Raw genomic sequence first — 13337 nt, forward strand, 5'->3', positions numbered from 1 at the left:
CGAACTCAACTAACGCTCCTGCTGGTGAGTGGGGCCGATGTGGTAACTGCCGGTCGCCGGGCCGCTACCGGCCTGCCGACCCTGCTGGATGCCCCGACGGAGATTGGTCAGCCGGCCGCGCACGTCATCGGGCGCACGCGAAACCTGCGGACCTGTCTGGCCGGACTGCTGCTGAGCCGTGCCCGCTACAAGGTTCGCACGCGGGACCCGGCGCGGCAGACCGGAGGTGGTGACACCGCCGGCCGCGGGCTGCCTGACCCGCTCAGCCTGCCGTACGAGTTCGTCGTTCGGCGAGGTGCGCCAGCCGGCGCCACTCGCGTTGTCGCCGCGCTCCGGCTGTCGCGGAGCGGGCGCCGGCTGCTGGGCCGGAGGCTGCTGCGACTGCTGGGGTGCGGCAGGTGCCTGCGGCGCGCCGGGCTGCTCGCCCTCCGGGCCGCGGAACCAGTTGGACTCGAGCGTGTCGAACAGCGGTGTACGGCCGTCCCCGGGACCGGCCGGCGGCAGTGCCTCCGGCTGGGGAGCCTGCGGCAGCCGGCCGGCGGGCCGGCGCGGAGCCGCGGGCGGGATGTGGCCGTTGGCCGGGCGCAGGTGGTCCGGACCGGCCTGGTGGCCGCCCTGCCGACCGCTGTTCCCGCCGCCGCGCCCGTCGTTCTGCTGCCCGTACGCTCCGGCCGGCCGCGGCGCCGGGAGGTCGGGCCGCTCGAACTGGGCGGTGGCCGCCGGGTCCTGGGGACCGAGGGCGTCCGGACGGGCGAACTGCCCCGTGGCTCCCGCGTTCACCGGGGGCACCGGACCGCGCACATCGGGGCGCTCGTACTGGCCCGTGCTGCTGCCGCCCTGCGGCGGTGCGGCGTTGTAGTCCGGCCGGCCGAACTCGGCGGTGGCGCCGGGGCCCTGCCGGTCGTCGTGGCCGCGCGGGGTGTCCGGCTTCTGCTCGCCCCAGCTGGTGGTCGCCGGGCGCTGGGCCTGCTGCGGGCTCCCGCCGGGCAGTTCGGCCCGGGGGGTGCTGCGCGGCGGCAGCTGTGGCTGGCTCTTCTGCGGCTGGTCGCCACCGGCCGGCGTCCGGCCGCCCGGCTTGGGGCGCTCGAAGCCGAGCTGCTGGAAGGCGCCCTGGCCCTGCTGCTGGCCCTGACCCTGGCCCTGGTTCTGACCCTGGTGCTGGCTCTGGCCCTGCTGCTGACCCTGGTGCCGGCCCGCGCCGGGGCGGCCCTGGGCGCTGCCGCTGCCCGCGTTGCCGCGGCTGCCCATCGGGCTGCCGGCGCCGAAGGCGCTCGCGCCCTGGCCCGTTCCCTGTCCGGCGCCCTGGTTCGGGCGCGGCGTACCGTCCCGGCCCGGCAGCGCGGCCCGCGAACCGGAACCGACCTGGCCACGCGGGGCCGCGCCGGCAGCGGCACCGAGGAGTCCGCCCGCGGCGGGCGCCGCGCCGACGCCCTGCGGCGGCTGGCCGCCCGGGCCGCCCTGCTTGGACGGGGCCTTCTTGCCGCCCTGGGCGACGTCCACGGGGAGCATGACCAGAGCGGTCGTACCACCGGAGTCGGAGGGGCGCAGCTGGATCCGGATGCCGTGTCGCAGGGACAGCCGGCCGACCACGAACAGACCCATGCGGCGCGAGACCGAGACGTCCACGGTGGGCGGGGAGGCGAGCCGCTCGTTGATCGCGGCGAGGTCCTCGGGGGAGAGGCCGATACCCGTGTCGTGGATCTCGATGAGCACACGGCCGTCGGGCAGCGCGTGACCGGTGACCTTGACCTTGGTCTGCGGTGAGGAGAACGAGGTCGCGTTCTCGAGCAGCTCGGCGAGGAGGTGTACGAGGTCGTTGACGACACGGCCGGCGACCTCGGTCGCCGGGACCGCCGCCAGCTCGATGCGCTCGTACTGCTCCACCTCGGAGGCCGCGGCGCGGAGCACGTCGACCAGCGGGACGGGCCGGGTCCACCGGCGGCCCGGCTCCTCGCCCGCGAGGACGAGGAGGTTCTCGCCGTTACGGCGCATACGGGTCGCGAGGTGGTCGAGCTTGAAGAGCGAGGACAGCTGGTCCGGGTCGGCCTCGCGCGACTCCAGCTCGGAGATGAGCGAGAGCTGACGTTGGATCAGACCCTGGCTGCGGCGCGAGAGGTTGGTGAACATCGCGTTGACGTTGCCTCGCAGCAGCGCCTGCTCGGCGGCGAGGCGGACCGCCTCGCGGTGCACGTCGTCGAAGGCCGCGGCCACCTGGCCGATCTCGTCCCGGGAGTGCACACCGACGGACTCGACGGAGGTGTCGACGTCCTGCGGGTCGGACTCGGAGAGCTGCCGGACCAGCTCGGGCAGGCGTTCCTGCGCGACGCTGGTGGCGGTGTCCTGGAGCCGGCGCAGCGACCGGATCATGGAGCGGGCCACGACGAAGGCGCCGACGAGCGACACACCGAGGACGAGCAGGATCAGCGCACCGTTGATGAAGGCTTCGCGCTCGGACTCGTTCCGCAGCTCGCGGGCCTTCTGCTCCATGTCCTCGAGCAGCGTGAGCTCGATGGTCTTCATGGCCTGGATCTTGTTGTCGTCGGCGTCGTACCAGTCCAGCCAGGACGTGTACGACTGCTCCTTCTCGATCTGGCCGGGATTGCTCAGGACGCGCTTGGCGTACTTGTTGGCGGCCGCGATCTCGGTGTTGCCGTCGTTCAGCGGGGCCGTCAGTTCATCGGCCTTGCCCTGGTAGGCGACTTCGAAGATCTGCGTGGCCCGGTCCTCGTTCTGGAAGTTGTCCAGGCCGTAGAGCCGGTCGGTCTCCTTGAGCTTGGTGACACCCTTGCGCGGGAGCGCCGCCGCGATGACCGCGCGCTGGATCGACGCGTACTCCTTGGCGGAGGAGAACGCCGCCAGGGCGCGCGTGCGCTGGATCATCTCCGGGTTGCTGGTCGCCTGCGCCATGTCCTGGGACAGGCTGAGCAGCGAGGTGATCAGCTGGCTGTACTCGGCGATCGTCGGCTGGGAGCTCTCGCTGTAGGCGTCCTGGCGGATCGTCTCGAGTTCGCTGAGCTGGCGGGCGATCTGGACGACGTTGCCGCGGATGCTTTCGAGCGTCTCGTCGTTCTCGGTGTTCTTGACCTCGGCGGTCGCGCCGCTGAAGGCCACGACGGCCTTGTCCGTCTTCTCCCGGACGCCGTCGACCGTGCCGTTCGGCGCGTTGGGCGCCGCGCTCAGCGGGCCCGCGGTCTTGTCGCGCTCCTCCTGGAGCGCGGCGGCGAGCGCGGTCGCCTGCTTGGTCATGTTGGTGAGCAGCTGCATGTGCTCCAGCTGGTCGATGTCGTTCATCGACTCCTTGATACGGAGCCCACCGAGCGAGGTCGCCGCGATGACCGGGAGCGCCAGCAGCGAGACCAGGCGGGTGCTGATGCGCCAGTTCTGCAGGGCTATTCGTGAGCCCGGTCCGGTCGGCGTCTTCGCCCTGGCCTTCGCCTTGGGCGCGGCCGGCGGTTCACCGCCCTGGGTACCCGGGCGCGGTCCCGCGCTGCCGTCCCTGACGGGCGCGGGCCCCTGGTTCTGGGCGTGCTGGGGGGAGGAGCCGCGGTCGGTCCCGCCGCGCGGCTCCTGCTCCGCCGCAGCGCTTGCATCCCTCTTGAAACGTCCCTGCACTAGCGTCGCAACCTCTGGACCAGGCGTCCCTCCGCGTCACGGCGGGACGGTGTCGAGTCGTGGGGCACTACGGCCCCATGGTGGTCGTCGGTGACCGGCGCGTCTCCCCTTCTTCCCGCCGCTCTGGCGCTGCGTTGCGCCCCCTGCGCGCCGGCTGAGACCCGCGGCGGTCCGAGGAATTCCAGCACAGTGCAGGATCTCCAACAAGGTCCGAGTACCAGCCCGTGACACGGGTGACACCATGTAATGAGTGCGCTACGAGACGTAGACAGTGACTCCGTAGATTTCGGACTTCTGCCTACCAATCGCTTACGGGGGTGGGGTGTCCCAGTCGCGATGATCAGGAGCGGAATGCGGCCTTCAGTGGCGCAATGTCCGTTTTGATGGGTTGAGTTGACCGACCGTTATGCCCGTAATGCCGGTCCGCTCGTGAGCAAACTCACATGCCGATCGGGCTCAGTTGGCCACGTGGACGGGGAATCGGATGTTTAGCCTGACGCTTTACAGAGACAGCTCATCCGACAACCGGCGTCCCGGGGACGCCCGCAACTGACAGGGTTCGAACGGCACATGAAGACGACGACGATGTTCCGCAACATAGCCAACCCCCGGCGCACGACGCTGGCGCACCTCGAGGACGCCGCCGAGCTGCAGGCCGCGGTCGAGCAGCCGGAGCACGCCGTCGACCTCCCCGCCGTGACCGCGAACCCCCGCCGCACCATCCTGATGGACGCGCCCACCGCCTGACCCGGCGGCCCGACCCGGCACGCATGGCGCACGGTCGGTGACCGCCCCCGCGCTAGCCTGGAGTGTCAGTCTCCAGTCAGCAAGCAAGTGAGGGGCGACAGCATCCCGTGCGCATCGCCAGGTTCTCCATCGACGGCAATGTGGCCTTCGGCGCGGTCGAGGGCCAAGGCCCTGATGATCTCGTCCTGAACATCATCAAGGGCATCCCGTTCGCGGACTTCGAGCTCTCCGGTACGAAGGTCCCGCTGGCCTCCCAGTCCCAGGAGCGGGTCCGGCTGCTGCCGCCGGTGCTGCCCAGCAAGGTGGTGGCCATCGGCCGCAACTACGCCGAGCACGCGGCCGAACTCGGCAACGAGGTCCCCGATGTCCCGGTCGCCTTCTTCAAGCCGTCCACCTCGGTGGTCGGCCCCGGCGACCCCATCGCGTACCCGTCGTTCACCGCGGACCTCCAGCACGAGGCCGAGCTGGCCGTCGTCATCGGCCGCATGTGCCGCGAGGTGCCGCGCGAGCGCGTCAAGGACGTCATCCTCGGCTACACCTGCGCCAACGACGTCACCGCGCGGGACGTCCAGAAGCGCGAGAAGCAGTGGGCCAGGGCCAAGGGCTTCGACAGCGCCTGCCCGCTCGGCCCCTGGGTGGAGACCGACCTCGACCCGGGCGACCTCGCCATCCAGTGCACGGTCAACGGCGAACAGCGCCAGCTCGGCCGCACCAGCGAGATGGTCCGCTCCGTCGAGGACCTGATCGTCCACATCACCGAGGCCATGACGCTGCTCCCCGGCGACGTCGTCCTCACGGGCACCCCGGCAGGGGTGGGCCCGCTCAACGTCGGCGACGAGGTCGCCGTCACCATCGAAGGCATCGGCACTCTCACCAACAAGGTGATCAAGCGTGGCTAACGCTCCCGTCCGCGTACGTTTCTGTCCCTCACCGACCGGCAACCCCCATGTGGGCCTGGTCCGTACCGCCCTGTTCAACTGGGCGTTCGCCCGCCACCACGGCGGCACCCTGGTCTTCCGTATCGAGGACACCGACGCGGCGCGCGACTCCGAGGAGTCGTACACCCAGCTGCTCGACTCGCTGCGCTGGCTCGGCCTCGACTGGGACGAGGGCCCCGAGGTCGGCGGCCCGCACGCCCCGTACCGCCAGTCGCAGCGCATGGACATCTACGCGGACATCGCGAAGAAGCTCCAGGACTCCGGCCACGCGTACGAGTGCTTCTGCACCGCCGTCGAGCTCGAGGCCCGCCGCGACGCCGCCCGCGCCGCCGGCAAGCCCTCCGGGTACGACGGCACGTGCCGCAACCTCAGCGCCGAGCGCATCGCGCGGTACAAGGCCGAGGGCCGCCCGGCCATCGTCCGGTTCCGGATGCCCGACGGGGCGATCACCTTCACCGACCTGGTCCGCGGTGAGCTCACCTTCACCCAGGACAACGTGCCGGACTTCGGCATCGTCCGCGCCAACGGCGCCCCGCTGTACACGCTCGTCAACCCGGTCGACGACGCGCTGATGGAGATCACGCACGTACTGCGCGGCGAGGACCTGCTGTCCTCCACCCCCCGGCAGATCGCGCTCTACCAGGCGCTGATGGAGCTGGACATCGCCAAGAGCGTGCCCCGGTTCGGCCACCTGCCGTACGTCATGGGCGAGGGCAACAAGAAGCTGTCCAAGCGCGACCCGGAGTCGTCGCTGAACCTCTACCGGGAGCGCGGCTTCCTCCCCGAGGGCCTGCTCAACTACCTGTCGCTGCTGGGCTGGTCCCTCTCCGAGGACCGCGACATCTTCTCCATGGAGGAGATGGTCGCCGCCTTCGACATCACCGGCGTCAACGCGAACCCCGCGCGCTTCGACCTCAAGAAGTGCGAGCACATCAACGCGACGCACCTGCGTGAGCTGGACGTCAAGGACTTCATCGAGGCCTGCGGCCCGTGGCTGAAGGCCCCGCACGCGCCGTGGCGGCCGGAGGCCTTCGACCGGGCGGCCTTCGAGGAAATCGCCCCGCACGCGCAGACCCGCCTGACGGTCCTCTCCGACATCACGGCCAACGTGGACTTCCTCTTCCTCGACCAGCCGGCCGAGGACGAGGCCTCCTGGGCCAAGGCGATGAAGGGCGAGCCCGCGCCCCTCCTCACGACGGCCCGCGCGAAGCTGGCGGACGCGGACTGGAACGCCGAGGCCCTGAAGAACGCGGTCCTCGCGGCCGGCGAGGAGCACGGCCTGAAGCTCGGCAAGGCCCAGGCCCCGGTCCGCGTCGCGGTCACCGGCCGCACGGTGGGCCTGCCGCTCTTCGAGTCCCTGGAGGTCCTGGGCCGCGACCGCACCCTGTCCCGCATCGACGCGGCCCTGGAGAAGCTGACCGCGTAGGCGTTTCCGGTACGTCCTGAGGGGCGGAAGGCGGCAGGCTTCCGCCCCTCAGGGGGGATACGGCCAGGGCGCGCCATGGGGCGCCTGTGCGTAGGCGGAAGAGGATGCCGTTGATCACTGTGCGATGATCGCGTCACCGCCCGGCCGTCCGCCGCCGGGCAGCAGTGGTTTCAGCCGCGACCACTCGGCAAGTGTCAGATCGCCCCGCCCGCCCTCGGGCACGACGCCCCCGTTCCCCCAGATCCGATTGCGCGGGCGGTTACGTGGTGGCCCGCCGTGCGTACACCTCGATCTCGATCTTCATGCGGGGATCGGCGAGGCCGCACATGAGCATCGTGGCGGCCGGTCGGACCTGACCGAAGGCGCGACGCAGTACCGGCCAGCAAGGCTCGAAGTCGGCCCGGTCGGGCAGCAGATAACGCACCCGCACCACATCGGCGAAGGTGCACTTGGCCTCGGCCAGCGCAGCCTCGATGTTGCGCAGGCACTGCTCGGCCTGCTCCACCACGTCCTCGGAGATCGTCATGGTGGCGTAGTCGAACCCGGTCGTCCCGGACACATGGACCCAGTCGCCGTCGACCACGGCGCGGGCATAGCCGATCTGCTCCTCGAACGTCGAGCCGCTGAGGATTGAACGTCGCTCTGTCATGCGCCGAACGCTAAGTGACCAGCACTGATACGTCTAATACAGCTTCAGGCATGGGGTGATATCTCTAAGCGTATGGAGCGCCCTGAACTTCCCCTCCGGCAGCTGCACACCTTCGTCGTGCTCGCCGAGGAACTCCACTTCGGCCACGCCGCCACACGCCTGGGCATCGCCCAGCCGCCACTGAGTCAGCAGATCCGCCGCCTGGAGGACAAGGTCGGCCACGCGCTGTTCAGTCGCGAACCAGGGCGCATCACCCTCACCCCCGCAGGCCGGGAACTCCTCCCCGCCGCCCGGCATGCCCTCACCGGCCTCGCGGACGGCCTGGCCGCAGCCCGAGAAGTCGGCAGCGGCAAGACCGGCCGCCTGCGGATCGGCTTCGCTGCCTCCCTCGCCCTGACCGTCCTACCCGGCCTGCTGCGAACCTTCCGGGAACGGTTTCCCGCCGTGGAGCTGGACATCCAGGAAATGACCACCGCGCCGCAACTGGCCGCCCTGCACGACAGGACCATCGACAGCGGCCTGCTGCGCGAGCCACCTACCGACGATGCGGAGCTCGGCTTCGAGACCGTTCTGACCGAGCCCTTCGTGGCAGTACTGCCGTCCGCACACCCTCTCGCGGCCCAACGAACCGTCCGCGTCGAGCAGCTGGCGGACTCCCCCTTCTTGCTCCTTCCCCGCACCGTCGGCCCACAGCTACACGACCAGATCACCAGCCTGTGCATCGCGGCAGGCTTCACGCCCCAGGTGGCTCAGCACGCCGTGGAATGGCAGACCGTCTGCGCCCTGGTGGAAACCGGCCTGGGCGTGTCACTGGCCCCGGAGAGCATCCGCCGCATCCGCCTCAAAGGCGTTGCCTTCCGCAAGATCGAGCCCAACACCGCTCGCACACGAGTCGCCGTCGCCTGGCGCAAGAACGACTCAAATCCCCTGGTCCCACGCCTCCTGGCGGCTCTCAACCAAGATCTTCCGGACAGACCCTAGGCTGGGGGTATGCCGATCCGCGCGGTCCTCTGGGACATCGATGACACGCTCTTCGACTACACCACCGCCGACACAACCGGTATGCAGCGCCATCTCATGGCCGAGGGCCTGGCCGACGGATTCGAGTCCGTCGACCAGGCCCTCGCCGTCTGGCGGGAGCTCACTGCGGTGCACTGGGCGCGCTTCGCCGCCGGCGGGGTCGGGTTTCAGGAGCAGCGGCGCGACCGGGTGCGGGACTTCCTCGGCCTGGCGGCCCTCGGCGACGACGAGGCCGACGCCTGGTTCGACCGTTACGTCACCCACTACCGGGCCGCCTGGAAGGTCTTCCCCGACGTGCTGCCCGTGCTCGACACGCTCACGCCCGGCTACCGGCACGGCGTGCTGTCGAACTCCAGCACCGCGAACCAGGACCACAAGCTGCGCACCCTGGGGCTGCGTGACCGCTTCGAGGTGCTGCTCTGTGCCGAGGACCTCGGGGTCGGCAAGCCGGCCGCCGGGGCCTTTCTCGCCGCCTGCCGGGCGCTGGACCTGCCGCCCTGTGACATCGCCTACGTCGGCGACAAGATCGACATCGACGCCTGCGGGGCCCGTGACGCGGGTCTGACCGGCGTCTGGCTGGACCGTTTCCGCACCTCGGACGAGGTTCCCGCCGGGGTGCACCGGATCACGGGCCTGGAGCAGCTTCCCGCGCTCCTGCGCGGTTCTACTCGTTTTGGAGCGCCGTCTCCCATCGGGTAATGTTCTTCCTGCGCCGCCCGAGCGGGCCGAGAGGCCTGGCCGGAAGGCGCAAACCAAACAAAACCCCCTCAGGGGGTTGAGTTTTGGTGGGCTATGGTGTAATTGGCAGCACGACTGATTCTGGTTCAGTTAGTCTAGGTTCGAGTCCTGGTAGCCCAGCGCAGAACATCGCAGGACATTTTCTGTACACGCCCCCGTTGTGTAGCGGCCTAGCACGCTGCCCTCTCAAGGCAGTAGCGCCGGTTCGAATCCGGTCGGGGGTACAGATCCTTCCCGCGTGATCACCAGGGTCGCACCCATTGACCACGATGCAGGATCGCTAGGGCCCCCGTTGTGTAGCGGCCTAGCACGCCGCCCTCTCAAGGCGGTAGCGCCGGTTCGAATCCGGTCGGGGGTACTGGTCTAAACCACCATGGGCTATGGTGTAATTGGCAGCACGAGTGATTCTGGTTCATTTAGTCTAGGTTCGAGTCCTGGTAGCCCAGCGCAGTCGATCCGTTCGAGTGCACCAAGCAGGCCCCCGTTGTGTAGCGGCCTAGCACGCCGCCCTCTCAAGGCGGTAGCGCCGGTTCGAATCCGGTCGGGGGTACACACCGAGAAGGCCCTCCGCATCGCGGAGGGCCTTCTCGCTTTCAACCGCCGTCACCGAACCGGTTGTTGGACTCCTCGGCCTCCGCCAGCCGGCGCAGGCTGAGCAGTACCGGCTCGTACAGCACGGTCAGCGCCACCGCCGCCTCCACCTGCTCCTCCGGCGTCTCGTACGCCTCGACCATGTCCAGGTCCGTGACCGCGAGTTGGGCCGCCGCGCGGGCGTACGGCAGCAGCTGCTCCGGATCGCACGGGTGCCCGGCTCTGGAGAGCCCGGCGATCGCGTCGGCCAGCATCCGGTACGCGGGCGAGCGGTCGCCCACTTCGCGGCCGTACGTCCAGCCGATCCGCTCCAGCAGGACGTCGGCCGTCCGTCGCGCCGCATCGTCCACGGCGTCCGTCCCGGCCGGCTCCGGGGCGTGCGGCAGCGCCCAGACGGCCGCTCCGAGCCGCATGTGGTGGTCGAGGGAGTCGTCCTCGACGGCCGCGATCACCTCGCGTGCCGTGGCCACCGGCATCCCGCCCACCTGGATCAGCGCCCGGACCAGCCGCAGCCGGCGCAGATGCCCCTCGTCGTACTCCGCCTGCGTGGTGCTGACGCGGTGGCCCGGCCGGAGCAGCCGCTCGCGCAGGTAGTACTTGATCGTGGCGGTGGAGACCCCGCTGCGTTCACTCAGCTCCGCCAGTCGCATCACTTGCGTCCCTTCTTGGAGAGTGCCACTATCCAATCATGGATAGCGGCGCTATCCAATAATGAGGTCAGGGGGACCGCCATGAGCAACAAGCCGATTCAAGGACGGATGACCGCGGACGCCGAGGGCGAGGTGACTGTCTTCCTCATCGGGATGCGCATCAACAGGTTCCGCTCACCGCGCAGCTGGTGGCCGGTGCTCACGGCCATGCCGCGGATGCTCCGGGAACTGTCGGGCGAAAAGGGCAGCGGGCTGACCGGCTTCCAGCTCCTGCTGGGCGGGCCGCGGCTGCTGTACGTCGTCCAGTACTGGGACTCCAAGGACAAGCTGCTGGCGTACGCCTCGGCTCCGGACAAGGAGCACCGCCCGGCCTGGGCGGCCTTCAACCGCCGGATGCGCGGCGGCGGGAACGCGGTGGGGTTCTGGCACGAGACGTACGTCGTCCCGGCCGGGGCGTACGAGAGCGTCTACGTCAACATGCCGGAGTTCGGCCTCGGCAAGGCCACGGCCGTGGTGCCGGTGGGCAGGCGCGGCGACCGCGCGGCCGACCGGCTCGCCGCCAGGGGTTAGGGCCTGTCCGGCATCCCCGGCCGGCCGCTGCGGCGTCGAAGCGGCGGCCGGGGCGCGGCGGGGTCAGCCCGAGCGGCGCAGTGCCTCCGAGAGGCGTGCGGCAGCGTCGATGACCGCCTGGGCGTGCATCCGGCCCGGGTGGCGGGTCAGCCGCTCGATCGGCCCCGAGACCGACACTGCGGCCACCACGCGGTTCGAGGGGCCGCGTACGGGCGCGGAGACCGAGGCCACGCCCGGCTCGCGCTCACCGATCGACTGGGCCCAGCCCCGGCGCCGTACGCCCGACAGGGCCGTCGCCGTGAAGCGCGCCCCCTGCAGGCCGCGGTGCAGCCGCTCGGGCTCCTCCCAGGCCATCAGGATCTGGGCCGCCGAACCGGCCTTCATGGGCAGCGTGGAGCCGACCGGGACCGTGTCCCGGAGTCCGGACAGCCGTTCCGCCGCCGCCACACAGATCCGCATGTCGCCCTGCCGGCGATAGAGCTGCGCGCTCTCGCCCGTGACGTCCCGCAGATGCGTGAGTACCGGTCCTGCCGTGGCCAGCAGCCGGTCCTCGCCCGCCGCCGCGGCGAGCTCCGCCAGCCGCGGGCCGAGGATGAACCGGCCCTGCATGTCCCTCGCCACCATCCGGTGGTGTTCCAGTGCCACGGCAAGGCGATGTGCCGTGGGTCGTGCGAGCCCTGTCGCCGCGACCAGCCCGGCGAGGGTGGCCGGACCGGACTCCAGAGCGCTCAATACCAGAGCTGCCTTGTCGAGAACGCCGACGCCGCTAGAGTTGTCCATGCAACGATATTCACGTCTCACAGTGTGAAACGCAAGTTCAATTTTCTCCGGAACCCGTCAGTCTGGAGTGGCGGGCCCGCAGACCAACGGGTTCGCGGCCGACGTCCGGCTTGTGGGGTACGGGCGCCGGCGCACCACATCTCTAGTTGCGCCGGCACAAGATGCCGGCCGGAGGGAAAGCGATGGGTAGGACACTCGCGGAGAAGGTCTGGGACGACCATGTCGTCCGGCGCGCCGAAGGCGAGCCCGACCTCCTCTTCATCGATCTGCACCTGCTGCACGAGGTGACCAGCCCCCAGGCCTTCGACGGCCTGCGGCAGAACGCCCGTCCCGTGCGGCGCCTCGACCTCACCATCGCCACCGAGGACCACAACACCCCCACCCTCGACATCGACAAGCCGATCGCGGACCCGGTCTCCCGCGCCCAGCTGGAGACGCTGCGCAAGAACTGCGCCGAGTTCGGCGTACGGCTGCACCCGCTGGGCGATGTCGAGCAGGGCGTCGTCCACGTGGTGGGACCGCAGCTGGGCCTGACCCAGCCCGGCACCACCGTGGTCTGCGGCGACAGCCACACCTCCACGCACGGCGCCTTCGGCGCCCTGGCGTTCGGTATCGGCACCAGCCAGGTCGAGCACGTCCTGGCCACCCAGACGCTGCCGCTGGCCCGCCCGAAGACCATGGCGATCACGGTCGAGGGCGAGCTGCCCGACGGCGTCACCGCCAAGGACTTGATCCTGGCGATCATCGCGAAGATCGGTACCGGCGGCGGCCAGGGCTACATCCTGGAGTACCGCGGCTCGGCCATCGAGAAGCTGTCGATGGAAGCCCGGATGACCATCTGCAACATGTCGATCGAGGCCGGCGCCCGGGCGGGCATGATCGCCCCGGACCGGACCACCTTTGACTACCTGCAGGGCCGCGACCACGCCCCGCAGGGCGCGGACTGGGACGACGCCGTCGCGTACTGGCAGACGCTGCGCACCGACGACGACGCCGTCTTCGACGCCGAGGTCTTCATCAACGCCTCCGAACTGTCACCGTTCGTCACCTGGGGTACCAACCCCGGCCAGGGCGCGCCGCTGTCGGCCAACGTCCCCGACCCGGCCTCCTACGAGGACGCTTCGGAGCGGCTGGCGGCCGAAAAGGCCCTGGAGTACATGGGGTTGACCGCCGGGCAGGCGCTGCGCGACATCAACGTGGACACCGTCTTCGTAGGCTCGTGCACCAACGGCCGGATCGAGGACCTGCGCGCCGCCGCCGCCATCCTGGACGGCCGCAAGGTCGCGAGAGGCGTACGGATGTTGGTCGTTCCCGGTTCGGTACGGGTCGCCCTGCAGGCCGTCGAGGAGGGCCTGAACAAGGTCTTCACCGAGGCCGGCGCCGAATGGCGGCACGCGGGCTGCTCCATGTGCCTGGGCATGAACCCCGACCAACTGGCTCCCGGAGAGCGTTCCGCGTCCACCTCCAACCGCAACTTCGAGGGCAGGCAGGGCAAGGGCGGCCGTACCCACCTGGTCTCGCCGCAGGTCGCCGCCGCCACCGCGGTGCTGGGCCATCTGGCCTCGCCCGCCGACCTGTCCGACGCCGACGCCCGTACGCCTGCTGGAGCGCGATAA

General features: G+C 70.3%; 11 protein-coding genes, 5 tRNA genes and 1 pseudogene. 12 read left to right on the top strand and 5 right to left on the bottom strand.

Features of this window, described 5'->3' with window-relative positions; genetic code table 11:
• Positions 1-9: 9 nt before the first annotated feature.
• A complete protein-coding gene (locus tag ACWV17_RS09080) occupies positions 10-3612 on the bottom strand; it encodes a nitrate- and nitrite sensing domain-containing protein (RefSeq protein WP_455359247.1) in 3603 nt (1200 codons plus the stop codon).
• 570 nt (positions 3613-4182) lie between these two features.
• Between ACWV17_RS09080 and ACWV17_RS09085 the strand changes: the two genes are divergently transcribed.
• The 3 genes from ACWV17_RS09085 (at position 4183) to gltX (ending at position 6723) form a co-directional block, all read left to right on the top strand.
• Positions 4183-4359 carry a hypothetical protein gene (locus ACWV17_RS09085; protein ID WP_455359248.1) on the top strand — a complete coding sequence of 59 codons (177 nt, stop codon included), beginning with the start codon at positions 4183-4185 and terminating at the stop codon, positions 4357-4359.
• Between the two features lie 107 nt (positions 4360-4466).
• Positions 4467-5258, top strand: a complete 792-nt coding sequence (locus ACWV17_RS09090; protein WP_455355573.1) for a fumarylacetoacetate hydrolase family protein — start codon at positions 4467-4469, stop codon at positions 5256-5258.
• A complete protein-coding gene (gene gltX / locus ACWV17_RS09095) occupies positions 5251-6723 on the top strand; it encodes a glutamate--tRNA ligase (RefSeq protein ID WP_455359249.1) in 1473 nt (490 codons plus the stop codon). Before ACWV17_RS09090 ends, gltX begins: the two co-directional genes overlap by 8 nt.
• 64 nt (positions 6724-6787) lie before the next feature.
• On the opposite strand, the pseudogene ACWV17_RS09100 reads toward gltX, so the two are convergent.
• Together ACWV17_RS09100 and ACWV17_RS09105 are read right to left on the bottom strand one after the other, a co-directional pair.
• Positions 6788-6945 (bottom strand): annotated as a pseudogene (locus ACWV17_RS09100) (transposase); the annotation flags it as partial.
• Positions 6946-6982: 37 nt separating this feature from the next.
• On the bottom strand, positions 6983-7372 hold the full coding sequence (locus tag ACWV17_RS09105) for a RidA family protein (RefSeq protein WP_455359250.1): 390 nt from the start codon (positions 7370-7372) through the stop codon (positions 6983-6985).
• 72 nt (positions 7373-7444) lie between these two features.
• Between ACWV17_RS09105 and ACWV17_RS09110 the strand changes: the two genes are divergently transcribed.
• The 7 genes from ACWV17_RS09110 to ACWV17_RS09140 all read left to right on the top strand — a co-directional run bounded on the left by ACWV17_RS09110 (position 7445) and on the right by ACWV17_RS09140 (position 9680).
• Entirely contained in the window at positions 7445-8353 is a 909-nt protein-coding gene (locus tag ACWV17_RS09110) for a LysR family transcriptional regulator (protein WP_455359251.1), read from the top strand.
• Positions 8354-8362: 9 nt separating this feature from the next.
• A complete protein-coding gene (locus ACWV17_RS09115; RefSeq protein WP_455355577.1) occupies positions 8363-9091 on the top strand; it encodes an HAD family hydrolase in 729 nt (242 codons plus the stop codon).
• Between the two features lie 87 nt (positions 9092-9178).
• Positions 9179-9250 (top strand) — tRNA-Gln (locus tag ACWV17_RS09120).
• 31 nt (positions 9251-9281) lie between these two features.
• Positions 9282-9354 (top strand) — tRNA-Glu (locus ACWV17_RS09125).
• 61 nt (positions 9355-9415) lie between these two features.
• A tRNA-Glu gene (locus ACWV17_RS09130) sits at positions 9416-9488 on the top strand.
• Positions 9489-9504: 16 nt separating this feature from the next.
• A tRNA-Gln gene (locus ACWV17_RS09135) sits at positions 9505-9576 on the top strand.
• 31 nt (positions 9577-9607) lie between these two features.
• Positions 9608-9680: transfer RNA gene (locus tag ACWV17_RS09140), tRNA-Glu, on the top strand.
• A 43-nt stretch (positions 9681-9723) separates the two neighbouring features.
• Here the strand turns inward: ACWV17_RS09140 and ACWV17_RS09145 are convergent.
• Entirely contained in the window at positions 9724-10371 is a 648-nt protein-coding gene (locus ACWV17_RS09145; RefSeq protein ID WP_455359252.1) for a MerR family transcriptional regulator, read from the bottom strand.
• 81 nt (positions 10372-10452) lie between these two features.
• Here ACWV17_RS09145 and ACWV17_RS09150 point away from each other — a divergent pair, with 81 nt between their 5' ends.
• On the top strand, positions 10453-10941 hold the full coding sequence (locus ACWV17_RS09150; protein WP_455355579.1) for a DUF4188 domain-containing protein: 489 nt from the start codon (positions 10453-10455) through the stop codon (positions 10939-10941).
• A gap of 63 nt (positions 10942-11004) precedes the next feature.
• On the opposite strand, the gene ndgR is transcribed toward ACWV17_RS09150, so the two are convergent.
• A complete protein-coding gene (ndgR, locus tag ACWV17_RS09155) occupies positions 11005-11721 on the bottom strand; it encodes an IclR family transcriptional regulator NdgR (RefSeq protein WP_037837458.1) in 717 nt (238 codons plus the stop codon).
• A gap of 182 nt (positions 11722-11903) precedes the next feature.
• On the opposite strand from ndgR, the gene leuC reads away from it, so the two are divergent.
• Complete coding sequence (gene leuC, locus ACWV17_RS09160; RefSeq protein ID WP_455359253.1) at positions 11904-13337, top strand: 3-isopropylmalate dehydratase large subunit; 1434 nt, start codon at positions 11904-11906, stop codon at positions 13335-13337.

The sequence above is a fragment of the Streptomyces mabaensis genome (genome assembly GCF_053763515.1).